General features: G+C 59.6%; 19 protein-coding genes. 11 read left to right on the top strand and 8 right to left on the bottom strand.

The features are described 5' to 3' along the window. Nucleotides 1-52: 52 nt before the first annotated feature. Both HU727_RS23045 and HU727_RS23040 read left to right on the top strand, forming a co-directional pair. Nucleotides 53-1,384 carry an aminotransferase-like domain-containing protein gene (locus tag HU727_RS23045; RefSeq protein WP_186534359.1) on the top strand — a complete coding sequence of 444 codons (1,332 nt, stop codon included), beginning with the start codon at nucleotides 53-55 and terminating at the stop codon, nucleotides 1,382-1,384. Nucleotides 1,385-1,423: 39 nt separating this feature from the next. Next, entirely contained in the window at nucleotides 1,424-1,804 is a 381-nt protein-coding gene (locus HU727_RS23040) for a c-type cytochrome (protein ID WP_186534360.1), read from the top strand. Nucleotides 1,805-1,840: 36 nt separating this feature from the next. On the opposite strand, the gene HU727_RS23035 is transcribed toward HU727_RS23040, so the two are convergent. After that, the gene (locus HU727_RS23035; protein ID WP_186534361.1) at nucleotides 1,841-3,496 is read right to left on the bottom strand and encodes a sensor domain-containing diguanylate cyclase; all 1,656 of its coding nucleotides are present in this window, start codon (nucleotides 3,494-3,496) and stop codon (nucleotides 1,841-1,843) included. A gap of 175 nt (nucleotides 3,497-3,671) precedes the next feature. Between HU727_RS23035 and HU727_RS23030 the strand changes: the two genes are divergently transcribed. Beyond that, nucleotides 3,672-4,007 carry a hypothetical protein gene (locus HU727_RS23030; protein WP_186534362.1) on the top strand — a complete coding sequence of 112 codons (336 nt, stop codon included), beginning with the start codon at nucleotides 3,672-3,674 and terminating at the stop codon, nucleotides 4,005-4,007. Nucleotides 4,008-4,081: 74 nt separating this feature from the next. On the opposite strand, the gene HU727_RS23025 is transcribed toward HU727_RS23030, so the two are convergent. Together HU727_RS23025 and HU727_RS23020 are read right to left on the bottom strand one after the other, a co-directional pair. After that, nucleotides 4,082-4,522 carry a phage infection protein gene (locus HU727_RS23025; protein ID WP_217847143.1) on the bottom strand — a complete coding sequence of 147 codons (441 nt, stop codon included), beginning with the start codon at nucleotides 4,520-4,522 and terminating at the stop codon, nucleotides 4,082-4,084. Between the two features lie 124 nt (nucleotides 4,523-4,646). Continuing rightward, complete coding sequence (locus HU727_RS23020; protein WP_186533854.1) at nucleotides 4,647-5,216, bottom strand: chorismate mutase; 570 nt, start codon at nucleotides 5,214-5,216, stop codon at nucleotides 4,647-4,649. A 197-nt stretch (nucleotides 5,217-5,413) separates the two neighbouring features. On the opposite strand from HU727_RS23020, the gene HU727_RS23015 reads away from it, so the two are divergent. The 3 genes from HU727_RS23015 to HU727_RS23005 all read left to right on the top strand — a co-directional run bounded on the left by HU727_RS23015 (nucleotide 5,414) and on the right by HU727_RS23005 (nucleotide 8,212). Beyond that, complete coding sequence (locus HU727_RS23015) at nucleotides 5,414-6,772, top strand: MATE family efflux transporter (RefSeq protein WP_186533855.1); 1,359 nt, start codon at nucleotides 5,414-5,416, stop codon at nucleotides 6,770-6,772. A gap of 73 nt (nucleotides 6,773-6,845) precedes the next feature. Beyond that, nucleotides 6,846-7,403, top strand: coding sequence for a YceI family protein (locus HU727_RS23010; protein WP_186533856.1), 558 nt, complete (start codon nucleotides 6,846-6,848; stop codon nucleotides 7,401-7,403). Nucleotides 7,404-7,525: 122 nt separating this feature from the next. Continuing rightward, nucleotides 7,526-8,212: a GNAT family N-acetyltransferase gene (locus HU727_RS23005; RefSeq protein WP_186533857.1), complete on the top strand. Its 687-nt coding sequence runs from the start codon at nucleotides 7,526-7,528 to the stop codon at nucleotides 8,210-8,212. A gap of 64 nt (nucleotides 8,213-8,276) precedes the next feature. On the opposite strand, the gene HU727_RS23000 is transcribed toward HU727_RS23005, so the two are convergent. Beyond that, nucleotides 8,277-8,717: a hotdog fold domain-containing protein gene (locus tag HU727_RS23000; RefSeq protein WP_186533858.1), complete on the bottom strand. Its 441-nt coding sequence runs from the start codon at nucleotides 8,715-8,717 to the stop codon at nucleotides 8,277-8,279. A gap of 163 nt (nucleotides 8,718-8,880) precedes the next feature. Here HU727_RS23000 and HU727_RS22995 point away from each other — a divergent pair, with 163 nt between their 5' ends. After that, nucleotides 8,881-9,501 carry a TetR/AcrR family transcriptional regulator gene (locus tag HU727_RS22995; protein ID WP_186533859.1) on the top strand — a complete coding sequence of 207 codons (621 nt, stop codon included), beginning with the start codon at nucleotides 8,881-8,883 and terminating at the stop codon, nucleotides 9,499-9,501. Between the two features lie 111 nt (nucleotides 9,502-9,612). Here the strand turns inward: HU727_RS22995 and HU727_RS22990 are convergent, their stop codons facing one another. Together HU727_RS22990 and HU727_RS22985 are read right to left on the bottom strand one after the other, a co-directional pair. Beyond that, nucleotides 9,613-10,554: a class I SAM-dependent methyltransferase gene (locus HU727_RS22990; RefSeq protein ID WP_186533860.1), complete on the bottom strand. Its 942-nt coding sequence runs from the start codon at nucleotides 10,552-10,554 to the stop codon at nucleotides 9,613-9,615. Continuing rightward, nucleotides 10,554-10,712: a hypothetical protein gene (locus HU727_RS22985; protein ID WP_186533861.1), complete on the bottom strand. Its 159-nt coding sequence runs from the start codon at nucleotides 10,710-10,712 to the stop codon at nucleotides 10,554-10,556. Before HU727_RS22985 ends, HU727_RS22990 begins: the two co-directional genes overlap by 1 nt. Nucleotides 10,713-10,750: 38 nt before the next feature. Between HU727_RS22985 and HU727_RS22980 the strand changes: the two genes are divergently transcribed. From HU727_RS22980 to HU727_RS22970, 3 genes are read left to right on the top strand one after another with little or no spacing between them, the layout of a single operon-like run. Continuing rightward, nucleotides 10,751-11,164: a response regulator gene (locus HU727_RS22980; RefSeq protein WP_186533862.1), complete on the top strand. Its 414-nt coding sequence runs from the start codon at nucleotides 10,751-10,753 to the stop codon at nucleotides 11,162-11,164. A 56-nt stretch (nucleotides 11,165-11,220) separates the two neighbouring features. Next, the gene (locus HU727_RS22975) at nucleotides 11,221-11,889 is read left to right on the top strand and encodes an HAD-IA family hydrolase (protein ID WP_186533863.1); all 669 of its coding nucleotides are present in this window, start codon (nucleotides 11,221-11,223) and stop codon (nucleotides 11,887-11,889) included. 49 nt (nucleotides 11,890-11,938) lie between these two features. Continuing rightward, nucleotides 11,939-12,349, top strand: coding sequence for an SRPBCC family protein (locus HU727_RS22970; protein WP_186533864.1), 411 nt, complete (start codon nucleotides 11,939-11,941; stop codon nucleotides 12,347-12,349). 130 nt (nucleotides 12,350-12,479) lie between these two features. Here HU727_RS22970 and HU727_RS22965 read toward each other — a convergent pair whose 3' ends face one another. Together HU727_RS22965 and HU727_RS22960 are read right to left on the bottom strand one after the other, a co-directional pair. Next, nucleotides 12,480-13,874, bottom strand: a complete 1,395-nt coding sequence (locus HU727_RS22965) for a sensor histidine kinase (RefSeq protein WP_186533865.1) — start codon at nucleotides 13,872-13,874, stop codon at nucleotides 12,480-12,482. Continuing rightward, nucleotides 13,852-14,535: a response regulator transcription factor gene (locus tag HU727_RS22960; protein WP_039762250.1), complete on the bottom strand. Its 684-nt coding sequence runs from the start codon at nucleotides 14,533-14,535 to the stop codon at nucleotides 13,852-13,854. The genes HU727_RS22965 and HU727_RS22960 overlap by 23 nt, the downstream gene beginning before the upstream one ends. A 301-nt stretch (nucleotides 14,536-14,836) precedes the next feature. On the opposite strand from HU727_RS22960, the gene HU727_RS22955 reads away from it, so the two are divergent. Next, complete coding sequence (locus HU727_RS22955; RefSeq protein WP_186533866.1) at nucleotides 14,837-15,766, top strand: hypothetical protein; 930 nt, start codon at nucleotides 14,837-14,839, stop codon at nucleotides 15,764-15,766. Nucleotides 15,767-15,827 lie beyond the last annotated feature (61 nt).

The following is a 15,827-nucleotide window of genomic DNA, read 5'->3' as shown; positions in this document are numbered from 1 at the left end:
CCTAGGACCGAGAATCAGCACAATCAAAAAATTGTCATGGATACAAGCCGAGATGACCCGTTCCCGTTACAAAACGCTGGTCGATCGCTACGCAGCGGACATCCGTTGCGGACGCCTGACGCCAGGCATGCGCTTGCCGACCCATCGGCAACTGGCGGCTCGTGAGGGGCTCGCGCTCGTCACCGCCTCACGGGTTTATGCCGAGCTGGAGGCGATGGGGCTGGTCAGTGGCGAAACCGGGCGCGGTACCTTTGTGCGCGAAACGTCGCTGGCGCCAGGGCAGGGCATCGATCAGAAGGACGTGGCGGTTGGCATGATCGACCTGAATTTCAACTATCCGGCGTTGCCCGGACAGGCAGAATTATTACGCACCGCGTTGCGCCAACTGGCCTTGTCCGGTGATCTGGAAGCCCTGTTGCGTTACCAACCTCACGCCGGGCGCGCCCACGAGCGGGCCTCGGTCGCACGTCATTTATCGGCACGCGGCGTAACAGTCGAGGCGGGACAAGTGCTGATCGTCAATGGCGCCCAGCAAGGGCTGGCCGTGACGCTGATGGCGTTGCTCAAACCCGGCGATGTGATAGCCGCCGATGCGCTGACCTATTCAGGATTCAAAGTGCTGGCCGAAGCGCTGCATCTGGAAGTGTTGGCGATTCCTGTGACTGAGCACGGTCCGGACTTGCAGGCACTGGACGAACTCTGCCGGCGCCGCCCGGTACGCGCCGTTTACAGCATGCCGACCTTGCACAACCCTCTGGGCTGGGTATTGCCACTGCAACAGCGTGAGCAACTGGTCGCGATTGCCCGTCGGCATGACCTAACGATAATCGAAGACGCGGCCTATGCCTTTCTGGTGCAAGAACCGCCTCGCGCGCTGATTGAACTGGCGCCGGAGCGGACTTTTTATGTGTCCGGCCTGTCGAAAAATATCGCTACCGGACTGCGGGTCGGGTTCATTGCGGCGCCGCTGCTTAAGGTGGCGGCGCTGGAGCGGATCATTCGCGCCACCACCTGGAACACGCCCGGTGTGATGACCGCAATCGCATGCGGTTGGCTCGATGACGGCACCGTCACTGCGCTCGAGGAACAGAAGCGCAACGATGCCCGCGCACGTCAGGCGTTGGCGTCGCAAGTGCTCAAAGGGCTGCCCTGCATCGCTCACCCGGCTTCGTATTTTCTGTGGCTGCCATTGCCCGAGGACGTACGCGCCGATCAGATTGTCGTCGAGTTGCTGCAGCATCAGGTTTCGGTCACCACCGCCGAGCCCTTTTCAGTGTCATCGCATACGCCTCATGCGATTCGACTGGCGTTGGGCTCAGTGGACCTGGACGTGTTGCGTCAGGCGTTGATTACCGTCAGAAACGTTGTCGGCGCTTATCTGTAAACTGCAGCCACGCCATGAAAAGCCAGTTTGGACTGTTCAATGAAAACCACCACAACACTGATGTTTGTCCTGATTTGCAGCGCAAGCGCACACGCTGATGGCGATCCTGAAGGCGGCGCGAAAATCTTCCCGCGTCTGTGCGGCGGCTGCCATCAAGTCGGCGAATCGGCGCGTTCGGGGTTCGGTCCACAGCTCAACGGAATCATCGGCCGGGCCGCGGGGACTTCTCCCGATTATGTTTATTCCGACGCGATGAAAAATTCGGGGATTACCTGGGATCGGGAGACGTTAAAGGCTTATCTCGAAGACCCGAAAGGGGTTGTGCCGGGCACGCGAATGATTTTCTGGGGGCTGAGCGACGAAGAGAAGCTGAATAATCTGCTGGCGTATCTGCAGACTTTCAGCCCCCAATCCCCGTAGGCGCGAGCAGGTTCGCTCGCACAGGGTTCTGATGTGTCAATGAGCGTGGCAAGCCACCTGGTTACGCCCTGCCGCTTTGGCCTGATACAACTGTTGATCGGAGCGTTTGATCAGCGCTGTATGGTTGTTGTCTGCCGGGTCGGCCAGACCGAGACCAATGCTGACCGTGACCTGCCCGACACCCTGGAAATGCGCTTGGGCGACCGCCGCACGAATTTTCTCGGCCACGACTTCGGGGGTGTCGGGATGCGCCACTTCCGGCAGCAGCACGGCAAATTCTTCGCCGCCGTAACGCGCGACAAAATCGGTGGTGCGCACGTTGCGCTGAATCAGTTGTGCCAATTGTTGCAGCACGTCATCGCCAACCGCATGGCCATGGGTGTCATTGATGCGTTTGAAGTGGTCAGCGTCGATCAGCAACAGGGCAAAGGGGCGCCCGGTGCGCCGGGACAGCAGTGAATATTCAGCGATTTTTTCGTCAAACCGCCGGCGGTTGTACACGCCGGTCAAACCATCGTGCGTCGCCAGACTCAACAGTTCGGCATTGGCCTGGGTGAGCGCAGCGGTGCGTTGCGCCACGGTGGCTTCCAGCGAGGCGTTCGCCTCCTGAAGTTCGCGTTCCTTTCTCAGCAACGATTGTGTCATGGCATCGATGGACTGGCCGAGCTGCGCAATTTCAAGCACAGGATGCTGGAGCTGGAATCGCGCGCCGGGCTGGTTGTTTTGCACCTGTTTGGCCGAGCGTGCGAGTTGCTCGATCGGGCGGCTCAGGTACAGCGCCAGGTAATAAGCCACGAGGCCGAACACCACAGCGGCGAATACGCCCAGTAACAACAATTCATATTGCAGCAGACGCGCCGGCTGCAGGGCCGTCTCCAGTGGTTGGCGTATGGCAATCGACCATGACAGCGCCGTACCCGATGGCGTCGGCACGCTGACCATGCTGGTCAGATAACCGTTACCCGTTGTCCAGCCAGGCGTTACCGAATCATTGACGGCCATTTGCTGCCCCATCAGTGCTTCGGGGTAGAGCACCTTGCCGTCGTGATCTACGATGAGTGCCTGGATATCCGGCGCCGAGTTTTTATGGGAAAACGCCGCCGACTCGACAATGCGCGTCACCCAACTCCAGTGCGCATGCGCGCCCAGCACGCCAATGACCTTTCCTTCGGCGTTATGAATGGGTGCGGCAAAATCAATGAAGCGCAGTGGCTCGCCGTTGGGCAGGCCCGGCAACAATTTGGCCAGCAACACGGCTTCGTGTGGGTCGCCCGTGTATTGCCGGCGCAGGCCGACCTGAAACCAGGGGCGTTTCTGTACCGATTGCCCAACCAGCAAATTATTCACGGCTTGATGGACTTGCCCCTCGGCATCGGTCACGCCCATCCAGGCATATTCGGTGCGCGCCTGCGTGCGCAGTTGCATTGATTTGAGGATGTTCGGGTTATCCAGATCGCCACGCTCCAGATGCGGCGCGCGACTGAGCAGATAAACCTCCAGCTGTCGTTCGCGCAGCTGTTCGCCCAACAAAGTCGCCGCCGCGCGAGCTGTGTTCAGCAAGGCATTGCCACTGGCCTGTTTCATCTGTTCGGTGGCGATGTGACCGAAATAAAAGCCCACGCTCAATAGCGTCAGCAGGGACAAACCGCCAAACCACAGGGTGAGATGGCTACGCAGGCTGGCTTTGAACATGGGGGCAGGTGTCTGTTTTTATTGAAGTGGCGCCATGGTATGCGACATCACCGATGGTCGGCCAGCGAACGGGTTCATAGAAATGAACGACGCTAGATACCAATTGGCCATCATTTTCGCTAAAGTACGCGCCGCCCGAGAGATGGATCCCGGGCGTTTCCTCATGGAGTTTTTTGTGAAATACCTCAGCAAAGTAGTCGCCGCCGCACTGTTCGGTGTGGTCCTGGCAGGTTGCACCGGCGCCCCGATGAAATCCGCACATTACGACAGCAACCAATACACCGTGGTTGGCCACAGCGAAGCATCGGCCACCGGCCTGCTGCTGTTCGGCATCATCCCGATCCGCCAGAACAGCCGTTTTGTTCGCGCGCAAGACGCCGCCATCAAGGCCAAGGGTGGCGATGCGATGATCAACACCCAAGTGCAGGAAAACTGGTTCTGGGCCTGGGCCCTGACGGGTTACACCACCACCATCTCCGGTGACGTGGTCAAGCTGAAAACCGCGCAATAAGCGACGGCTGAATGCAAAAAAGCCCGGCTGATCAGGCCGGGCTTTTTCATGGGTATTGCGTTAGAACGATTGATTCATGCGACGCGGCGTTCGATCAGACGATCGGAGCCACCTTCGGCAACACGGCGTTCGATCAGACGATCGGAGCCACCTTCGGCAACACGGCGTTCGATCAGACGATCGGAGCCACCTTCGGCAACACGGCGTTCGATCAGACGATCGGAGCCACCTTCGGCAACACGGCGTTCGATCAGACGATCGGAGCCACCTTCGGCAACACGGCGTTCGATCAGACGATCGGAGCCACCTTCGGCAACACGGCGTTCGATCAGACGATCGGAGCCACCTTCGGCAACACGGCGTTCGATCAGACGATCGGAACCGCCTTCAGCCAAGCGGCTTTCGATCAGCTTGTCCGAGCCGCCTTCAGCGACCAGATTGTGAGCGGGCGTTGCGGCAAAAGCGTTCACTGCGAAAACCGAAAAAGCGATGCTGAGAAGGGTTTGGCGTTTCATGATCGTGTGCTCCAGGGTATTGTTGGTTTGTCTGGAGCCGATGTTACGCCGTGCAGTTTTTATGAGAACTTCATTGACGTGATGGTGAACATCGACGCTGATGATGTTTGCTCAGACCCCTGATTCAGGCGGCTTTCGCCCGAATGCACAACTCGCCGCTGGCCCGGATCAGCGCCAGTTCATGCAGCGCATCAGAGGCCAGGTCCTTGCGTGCGCTTGCAAGCCAGGCCGGGCAATCCGGTTCCTGGCGATAGGGCGAGAATCGGGCGTATTGCTGCAACAGACGCTTTTGCAGCTCATCCAGCCGCGGTCGGATTTGTCCGCCCAGGTCGGGGCGCGGCGTATCAGGCGCAGCACCTGCCGCTTGCCATTGCGCGAGCAAACCGTACTGCACCAGTTTGTTGGCCTCCATTTGCGCGGCGATCAATTGTTCAACGTCGTTCGGATCGAGCTTGTATTCGGTGGCCAGCGTGCGGGCATTGGCAATGACCTGCGTCTCACGCGGGGTGTCCTGGATCGGTTTGCCGCTGTCCCATTTGGTCAGCGCAACCAGATCACCGATGTTCAGGCGCTCATTCAGGGTTGCGAGTAACGGTTTCAAGGCATCTGCCGCCGCTGCAGGTGAGGCCGCCTGGGTGCAGGCGGCGAACAGAACGAGAAGCGTACTGACCAGAATATTTGCAACGTTGCGCATGCGCCGAGCCTCAAAGTACGTGTTGGGATAACCGTGATTTACCACAGCCGCACACTGACACAAAGCGATCCCGGGCATTTACACAAATGCCAAAACAGATGATCAACGCCGATTAAAAATGTTGATTGCGCCCTGTACGCAACTCACCGAAGCTATCCTCAATCAGGCCGCCCGCCGTCGAGATGGACCTCTATTCAATGCAAAGCGCCACCTTCGCCAAGCCTCTCTGGCAAACCTATCTGCTGTTTCTCGCACCGATGGTGTTGTCCAATTTCCTGCAATCGATGTCGGGCACGGTCAACAGCATCTACATCGGCCAGATGCTCGGCACCCAGGCGTTGGCGGCGGTGTCCGGCATGTTTCCCGTCGTGTTCTTTTTCATCGCCCTGGTCATCGGCCTCGGCGCCGGCGCGGGCGTGCTGATCGGGCAGGCGTGGGGCGCGCGTGAAAGCCACAGGGTCAAGGCGATTGCCGGAGCGACGTTGCTGCTGGGGGGTTTGATTGGACTGGCGGCCGCCGTGCTGGGCAGTGTATTCGCGCGTCAGGCGTTGACGGGGCTGGGGACGCCTGCGGATGTACTCGACGATGCGGTGGCCTATGCCCACGTAATGCTGTGGATTCTGCCGTCCCTGCTGGTCTTCGTGCTGTTCACCCAGTTGTTGCGCGGGGTGAGCGATACGCTGTCACCGCTGCTGGCACTGATCGTATCGACCGCCGTGGGGCTGGCGCTGACGCCGGCATTGATTCGCGGCTGGCTGGGCTTGCCGCCATTGGGCATTCAGAGCGCTGCGTATGCCGGGCTGGCCGGTAATCTGTCGGCGATGGCGTGGCTCGCGTGGCGGCTGATCCGCAAAGGCCATCCGCTGGCGCCTGATCGTGAGTTCTTCGCCGCGCTGCGACTGGATCGGGTAATCCTCGGCAAGGTCTTGCGCATCGGCCTGCCGACCGGTGTACAGATGATCGTGCTGTCGTTATCGGAGCTGGTGATTCTGGCACTGGTCAACCAACACGGCTCGCAGGCGACGGCGGCGTATGGTGCGGTGACGCAGATCGTCAACTATGTTCAATTTCCGGCATTGTCGATTGCAATCACCGCATCGATTCTGGGTGCACAAGCCATTGGCGCCGGGCATCTGGAACGCATGGGGCCGATTCTGCGCACCGGCCTGCTGATCAACATCTGCCTGACCGGCGGCCTGATTGTGCTGGGTTACCTGTTGTCGCACTGGTTGCTGGGATTGTTCCTGACTGAAGATTCGACCCGGGCGATGGCCGAACATCTGCTGCACATCATGCTGTGGAGCCTGTTGGTGTTCGGGTTCCAGGCAATCATCGGCGGGATCATGCGGGCCAGCGGCACAGTGCTGGTGCCGGTGTTTATTTCGATTGTTTGCGTCGTCGGCGTGCAGTTGCCGGCGGCGTATTGGCTGGACGGGCAGTTCGGTCTGCAGGGGGTGTGGATGGCGTTCCCGGTTGCCTACCTGGGGATGCTGGCGTTGCAGTCTCTCTATTACAAGCTGGTCTGGAAGCATCAGAAGATCGAGCGGCTGATTTAGCGTTGGCGTAACAGCGTGTTGTTTGCTTAAGTCAATCCAGGCCCTCGACGGCACGCGCCGCCCGGAGAGTTTCATGTCGATGCGATTGCTGCTGGCTGCCGTGTGTGCTTTCTGCATCGTGCCCAGCGCGCATGCTGCCGTATACACTCGCGTCAACACCGGCGCGAGCCAGATCAGCTTCACCTACAACCAGATGGGCTCGCGGATGTACGGCACCTTTGGCAAGTTCGAGGCGACGCTGGACTTCGACACCGACAACCTCGCCAAGGCCCGCACCACGCTGCATATCGACCTCGGCAGCATCGACGCCGGCAGCGATGACGCCAATACCGAACTGGTAAAACCGGCCTGGTTCGACACCAAAAAATTCCCGCTCGCCGTGTTCGAATCCAGCCGTTTCACCCAGGTCTCGGAGCACCGTTACCAGATTGCCGGCCAACTGACCCTGAAGGGCATCACCCGCGAAGTTGATGTACCGGTGGAATTGAAACCGGACAACGCCATCGGCATTTTCGACGGCGAGCTGGTGCTCAAACGCGACGAGTTTGGCCTCGGCGCGGGGGAGTGGGCGGACAGCGTGGTGTCCAAAGACATCAACATCAAATTCAGAGTGGTGGCGCCGCAACAGTGACAGTTCAACAGAACTCTTCGGCAAGGGATCTTTAAACGGCTATCGACGCCGGCACGGTATGATGTCGCGGTTCGTCGACGGCTCAGATCATCGGCAACGTTTTTTACCGCCGGAGTTTGCCCATGCCACGCATCACCCATTACACAGCCCCATGCCCCGAAAGCGTCAACAGTCAGATCCTGCAAATGGTCGTCGACTACCTGACCGACATCAGTGCGGTCGGCCTTGGCCCGAGCAATCTGCTGTACAACGTTTATCAGTATGCGGTCGGTTATGAGGTGCATCTGTATCTGGAAGCATTGAATGGCCAGAAGGGTACCGAGGTGGAATTGCTGGTGGCCACCGACGATGACGATCCCGAGCTGGTCATCGGGTTTTTGCTGTATTTGCCGGTGCAAGGTGATTGGGAGGCGTGCAGTGTGGCGTACATGGCAGTGCGCGAAGGGCATCGTCGCAAGGGGGTGGCGCGGGCGATGCTGGCCGAGATGATCGGACGCTATCCGCATGCGGAGCTGGCGTGCACCGTCGGCAAGGTGCCGTATTTCGAGGCGTTGGGTTTCGAAGTGATCGGCCAGCGCGAGACGCAGGTGTTGATGAGCACGCGGCATTATCGCAGCAACGGCTTGCGCGGATTTATCGACACCACGCCGATCTATCGTTCACTGGAGGTGCAGCAGATTCATACCTACCTGCTGCAGAAAAACGGTAAACGCGCGATGCTCGACGCCGAAAAGCAGCGCGACCGGCATCTGGATCAGACCAGTCGCCACGTTGAAGAATTTGTCCGTCAGCGCCTGATCGTGCACTGATCGGCTGGCCATGAAAAGCCCTTGTTGCGTACTCCGCGGCAAGGGCTTTTTTGTGGCTGGCAGTTCAACCGAGTTTGACGTTCATCGTGATGCGCGCGGTGAAGACTTTTTTGCCGTCGGTATCGTGGATATCGACGGTCACAATCTTGTCGCCATCGCTTTGCCAATCCACACCTTCAGCGCTGGCCACGGCAGTTACGTCGGTCTTGGCTTTGGCCAGGTATTCCACGGTCATCCCCTTGGGAATCCAGCGTGCGCCGCTCGGGATCGACACATCGGTCATCATCCCGCCGGCCAGTTCTGCCGCGTTGCACATGGCGATCGCGTGCACAGTGCCGAGGTGGTTGGTGATCTCCTTGCGGAACGGCACCTGCACTGTGGCTGCGTTCGGGCGCAGCTCGGTGATCAACGGGTTGATGCTGCTGAAATAGGGCGCGAACTGGCAGGCCATTTTGCTGAATGCGTCCGAACCGACGCTGTTGAACATGCTGAGCGATTGACTCATGAGTAAGACCCCTGGATAGGTGATTTGCAGAATGATGTTCTGCAACAGAATAATATTCTGTAACGGAACGGTATTCTGCTGGCGGCGAATCTGTCAACCTAGGCGCGACTTTTCATGGCAGACGCGTGCCTTTCTCGAACCCTTTTTTCAGGCCTGAAGCCGCATGGACACCGCAGATTTACTGGAACGCAGCTACCCCGGCCGCCGCGCCGAACTCAAGCGGGATATTTTTCGCAAGGCTCTGAGCCTGTTCAATGAACAGGGGATCGAGGCCACCACCATCGAGATGATTCGCGCCGAATGCGACACCAGCGTCGGTGCGATTTATCACCATTTCGGCAACAAGGAAGGGTTGGTCGCGGCGCTGTTCTTCACTGCGCTGGAAGATCAGGCGCGTTTGCGTGATGCGTATCTGGACGCTGCAGAAACGACTGAGGAAGGAGTGCAGGCGCTGGTGTTCAGCTACGTCGATTGGGTCGAGCAACAGCCGCAGTGGGCGCGTTTTCAGTATCACGCGCGGTTCGCCGTGACCAAAGGTCCGTTCAAGGACGAGCTGGCCGAGCGCAACAAGACCCGCAATCTGCGTCTGCGCCAATGGCTGGCAGGATCGGGCCGTGCCGCCGAGCTTCAGGATTTGCCCGCCGAACTGTTGCCATCGCTGATCATAGGCCAGGCTGACAGTTATTGCCGGGCCTGGCTGGCAGGGCGGGTGAAGGGCAGTCCGATGGCCTATCGCGAAGTCCTCGCGCAAGCGGCGTGGCGCTCGATTCGCGCCGAAGGCTGAGCCCCCCTGTAGGAGTGAGCCTGCTCGCGATAGCGGTCTGTCAGAAATAAATTTGGCGACTGACACACCGCTATCGCGAGCAGGCTCGCTCCCACAGGGATTTTTGGTGTGTCAGCTGATGCGCTGGAAGACCAGGGCTTTCAGGCCGCTCTCCGGATCAACATCCGGAAACTCTGGCGGATTTTCCAATCGTTGTTCGAAGCGCAGGCCCGGCGCTTCCTGGGTTACGCCTTCAATCAGAAAGTCCGACCCGAATGACGGGTCATTCATGCACGCGAGCACAGTGCCTTGGGCAGTCAACAGCTCCGGCAATCGACGCAGCACGCGCTGATAATCCTTGGTCAGCAGAAAGCTGCCTTTCTGGAACGACGGCGGGTCGATGATCACCAGATCGTAAGGGCCGCTGTTGATCACCTTGCCCCAGGATTTGAACAGGTCGTGCCCGAGAAAGCTGACCTTGCTCAGGTCATGGCCATTCAGGCGATGGTTATCGCGACCACGGCTCAACGCCGCGCGCGACATGTCGAGATTGACCACATGGCTGGCGCCACCTTCGATTGCCGCTACGGAAAAGCCGCAGGTGTAGGCGAACAGGTTCAACACACGCTTGCCCGCGGCCTGTTCGCGGACCCAGTTGCGGCCGTAGCGCATGTCGAGAAACAGCCCGGTGTTCTGCTTGCGACCGAGATCGACGCGGTACTGCAAGCCGCCCTCAACGATGGTCATCTCCTCGATTTCATCGCCGACCAGCCATTCGGCCGTGCTTTGCGGCAGGTAACGATGCTGGATCAGCAGGGTATGCGCGCCAGCTTGTTGCCATTCAGGTGAGGCGGCCAGTTGCAGCAGTGAATCCTTCAAATCCTGCAGTTGCTCTGGCATCGGCTCTTTGAACAGCGACACCAGCACAACGCCCTGCAGCCAGTCCACCGTCAGTTGCTCCAGCCCCGGCCAGCAGCGCCCACGACCATGGAACAGCCGACGGGTTTCGCTTGGCGCCGCTGCGAGTGCGGGCAGCAAACGGGCGTGGAGAACGGCAACGGCTTCAGGGTTCATCAGTCAGGATCGGCCAGCAAAAGGGCCGGCATTTTAACCATAAATCGGTTGTCCAGCAGGTTCATAGCACCCAAAAACAACAGCTTGTAGAAAACAGCTGTATCAAAAATGAATTTATGCAGGGCGCGCTGCTCATACCAGATAAGCAGCGGATGCAAACCGCTATTCGAAAATGTAATTCGGGGGAGTGCTGTTCATGTGCCCTACACCTACGTCGAGCGCGCACCTTCCTGGCGGATTGATTCTGGTTGTCGAGGACGATCCGTTGATTCTGGAATTTCTCTGCGAAATTCTTCAGGAAGAAGGGTTCAAGGTTGAACCGCAAACCAGCGCCGACGACGCATCACTGTATCTGGAAGAGCATGCGGCTGACGTCGCGCTGCTGTTGACCGACATCACCATGCCCGGCACGCTCAACGGCGCCGACCTGGCCAATCTGGTCGGCGATCGCTGGCCGGAAAAACCGGTGATGGTCATGTCCGGTTATGAGACCCCGGAAACCTCAGGGGTCAAGCATCCGGTGGCATTCATCAAGAAGCCCTGGGCGATCGGTCAGTTGCTCGACTGTGTGGAAAATGCGTTCAAATCCAAGGCACCGCAGTTGCACTGACAAATGCTACATTGCCGGGCCATGCTGCCCGGCCACTTGTCAGAGGATGTGATCTTTTGTCTGCTCACGCACCGCTTTTCAACCGCGCGTTCGGCGCGTTTCTGTTCGACATGGACGGCACCGTCCTCAACTCGATTGCCGCCGCCGAGCGCATCTGGTCGGCTTGGGCATTACGCCACGGCGTTGATGTCGAGACATTTTTGCCGACCATCCATGGCGCGCGGGCCATCGACACCATCACTCGGCTGAACCTGCCGGGCTTGGATGCGGAGGAGCAAGCGGCGTATATCACTGCGGCGGAAATCAACGATGTAGAAGGCATCGTCGAAATACCGGCGGCGGCAGCGTTTCTGGGCAGTCTGCCCAAAGACCGCTGGGCGATGGTGACATCGGCCCCGCGAGATCTGGCATTGCGGCGCATGGCCGCGGCCGGCATTCCCGAGCCCGCGGTGATGATCACGGCTGAAGATGTGAAGGCCGGTAAACCCGATCCGTCGGGTTACCTTCTGGCTGCGAAAAAGCTTGGCGTGGAGCCGACGGACTGCCTTATTTTCGAAGACGCTACCGTTGGCATTCAGGCGGCAGAAGCGGCAGGCGCGGCGCTGATGATCATCACCACCACGCACCAGCACCCGGTCGAAACGGCGCACGCGACGTTGGCCAGTTACGATGCGATCAGCGTCAAGGTCGATGCAGACGGCTGGCTCCGGCTGCGAGCAAACTGACGCGCCCCGTGACGTCACCGACATCCAGAATCTTTGAAGAGGACTATTTATGCCTACAGCATCCGCAACCATCGACATCCCGGCATCGGCCGATCAGGTCTGGCAATTGATTGGCGGCTTCAACACGCTGCCGGACTGGCTGCCGTTGATTACCCAAAGTGAATTGAGCGAAGGCGGTCGCGTACGGACTCTGCAGACCGCTGACGGCGGCGTGGTGATCGAGCGTCTGCAAACCTTCGATAATGCTGGCAGAACCTACAGCTATTCGATCGAAGAGGCGCCGTTTCCGGCCAGCGATTATCTGGCGACAATCAAGGTTGAAGCCCAAGGGCAGGGCGCGCGGGTGACGTGGTCTGGACGCTTTAACGCGGTCGGCGTGAGCGATGAAGAAGTGGTGGCGTTGTTCAAAGGAATCTATCAGGGCGGGCTCGACGCCTTGCGGGCGAACTACCCAGCCTGATTGATTGACCCGTGCCTTTGGAGCATGCGGGCTAATGTGGGAGCGAGCCTGCTCGAGGGATCAGTCACCAGAAACATCGCCTGACCTGACACCTTCGCGAGCGGGCTCGCTCCCACACTGCACCCAGTTGTCAGGCCTGGGTGATCAAACTCTGCCGACAATCGAGCACCAGTTTCGCCCCGCCCAGATCGCTGCTCCCAACCTCCAGGCTGTACCCGTGCAGGCTGACAATCGCTGCGACGATCGACAGCCCCAAGCCAAAACCACTTTGCGGCTGGCCACCTTCGGTGCGGTAGAAACGCTGGAACACCGCCTCTCGTTCAGCCTCGGGAATCCCTGGCCCGGAGTCATGAACTTCAATTCGCGTTTGCCCGCCGGCATTTACGCCGCGCAACATCACCGTGCCGCCGGGCGGAGTGAATTTGATCGAGTTGCTTAACAGGTTCGCCAGCGCTTCAAACAGCAGCGCGCGGTCGCCATTGAGCGGCGGCAGCGTCTCCGGCATGTTCAACTGGAAACGCAGATCGCCTTCCTCGGCCAGGGGCAGATAGAACGCATGCAACTCTTCCAGCAACGGCACCGGGTCGAGTTCGACAAAACCGGAACGGCGCTGGCGATCTTCCAGCTCGGAAATCCGCAACAGACCGCGAAAGCGCGCCATCAGCGTGTCGGCTTCCGCCAGCACCAGATCCAGTTGCGCCGCTTCCTGCGAGCCTTCGCCGGCCTGCTGCTGCATGCGATACAACTGCGCGCGCAAGCGGGTCAGCGGTGTGCGCAAATCGTGGGCGATGTTGTCGCACACGCCTTTGACCTCGTTCATCAAACGTTCGATGCGCTCCAGCATGGCGTTGACGATGGCGGCGAGCATGTCCAATTCATCGCGGCGATTGGACAGCGGCAAGCGATGCGTCAGATCGCCGGCAACGATGGCCTGGGCGCTGTCCTGAATCGCACGAATGCGCCGTAGCGGTCGGCGGCGCAGCAGATGCCATCCGGCGATACCCGGAAGAATTGTCAGCGACACCCCCCAGAACAGCGCATGCAAAATGATCCGCGTCACCGCGAACAGCGAGCCGTTATCGCGCAGCAACACCAGCCAGCGGCCGTCGCGGGTTTGCGTCGCCACGGCATCGCAGCTGTCGCTGGGCAGGGTCGGGTCGTCGGAGTCGGCGCATTCGGCGAGCATATGGATCTTGCCATCCAGCGGCAGGCCTTCCGGGATTTGCTGCAGCGCACCGCCGAGGTAGGTGCCCTGCGCATCGAACAGCCCGTAAGCGTCGATGCCGCGAATATCGAAGGTCATGCTTGCTGCGAGGGCGTCTTCCAGTTGCTCGCCACGAAAGTGCGAGAACAGGTGCTGGCGCTGCATCAGCGAGTGTTTGGCGAGCTTGTCGAGGTAACCGGAGACCTCGTAATACATGACCCCCATGAGGATCGCGCTCCACGCCACGAACAGCGAACTGTACAGCGCCAGCAAGCGGCTGCTGGAGGAGCGCCAGCCGTCAGACGGGTTCGGCAATGACATAGCCCGAGCCCCGTACCGTGCGGATCAGCGGAACGTTGCCCGCGGCGTCGATCTTCTTGCGTAAACGGCCGATGTGCACGTCGATCAGGTTAGTGCCCGGATCGAAGTGATAACCCCAGACTTCTTCAAAAATCATCATCCGCGAAAGAATCTGGCCGCTGTTGCGCATCAGAAACTCCAGCAATTTGTATTCGGTCGGCAGCAGCGTCAGCACCTGCCCGGCACGCCGGGCCTCATGGCTGATCAGGTCCAGTTCCAGGTCAGCGACTTTCAGCGTGGTGGCTTGAGTGGCGACGCTGTTCTGCCGGCGCAGCAACACTTCGACCCGCGCGGCCATCTCGTCGGTGGCGAACGGCTTGGTCAGGTAGTCATCGCCGCCGGCCCGCAATCCACGCACGCGCTCATCGACATCGGAGAGGGCGCTGATCATCAGAATCGGCGTGGCTACGCCCATGGTGCGCAGCGTGGTGACAATGGCCAGTCCATCGAGCTCGGGCAACATGCGGTCAAGGGTGATCAGGTCGTAGTTGCCGCTGACGGCACGGTCGAGGCCTTCGCGGCCATTGTCGACCCAGTCGACGTCCAGCCCGTGGCTGCTCAGTTCGGCGACGATTTCGCGCGCGGTCACGGCGTCGTCTTCGATGGTCAAGATACGAGTCATAGGCAGGCCTGCTGATCAAACGGAATGGCAGCATTTTGCCAAGAATTTGCCGCGACGCTTTAAATTAACTTTCATCTTCGTCAATCGCCGAATCAAAACTGATCGGGTCTCGCCGTCCTGGTCAATGCAGAAAACCCGCTGCGCTTGCGGCATTGTTGCAATTTGCATGGCCGGAGTAAGTTCAAGTTTTCTAATCCTTTGAAAAATATAGGTTTATTTAAATAGTGCGACTGGCACGGTCGCTGCAATTCCTCACCTGACGAGTTGTAACACCATTTTTCATGCCTGGAGCACTACAACAATGAACAGATCCCCCGATGACTATTATCCTGCCCTGGAAGAGTCGAGCAGCATGTCCGGCGTGTCCTGGGGTGCGATTTTCGCCGGTGCAGCGGCGGCTGCGGCACTGTCGATGATTCTGGTGCTGCTCGGCTTCGGCCTGGGTTTTTCGGTTGTTTCACCGTGGGCCGGAGAGGGCGTTAGCGCCAAGGGCTTGGGTATTTCGACGATTGTCTGGCTGGCGGCGACGCAAATCATCGCTTCCGGCATGGGCGGCTACATTGCCGGCCGTCTGCGGGTGAAATGGGCAAACATGCACGGTGACGAGGTCTACTTCCGCGACACCGCCCACGGTTTTCTGGCCTGGTGCGTAGCCACGCTGGTGACCGCTGTTCTGGTCGTCGGCTCGGTCAGCAGCGTCGTCAGCGGCGGGGTGCAGGCCGGCGCCAACGTCGTCGGCGGCGCTGCCGGTGCGATGAGCCAAACGGCCGGTGCTGCTGCGGCCAACACTGACAGCGATCAGTACGGCTACTTCGTTGACAGCTTGTTTCGCGACGATCGTCCCGCCGCCGTCAGCGATGACGCCGCCCGTGGCACCGTGACTCGCATCTTCGCCCAGAGCCTGGCCAACGGTCAGCTCAGCGCAGAAGACCGTACTTACCTCGCACAACTGGTCTCGCAACGCACCAACCTGACCCAGGCCGACGCTGAACGTCGTGTCGATGAAATCTACGCCAGCACGCAGAAAGCCATTGCCGACGCCAAGCTCAAGGCCCAACAAGCCGCCGACACCGCTGCCAAAGTCGCTGCCTACACCTCGCTGTGGATGTTCGTTGCGCTGCTGGCCGGTGCGTTCTTCGCCAGCCTCGCAGCCACCTTCGGCGGTCGCCGTCGCGATGCGGTCGAGTACGTTGAAGTCGACACCTACACCACTGCCACTCCGGTTCGTTAAGAAGGAGAGTCACCATGCGCTCATTACTGCTGTTTTTCCTCGGCGTGCCGATCCCGATCAT

The organism is Pseudomonas khorasanensis (assembly GCF_014268505.2).
Lineage (GTDB): Bacteria > Pseudomonadota > Gammaproteobacteria > Pseudomonadales > Pseudomonadaceae > Aquipseudomonas > Aquipseudomonas khorasanensis.
This window is presented reverse-complemented; position numbering and strand designations above follow the sequence as displayed.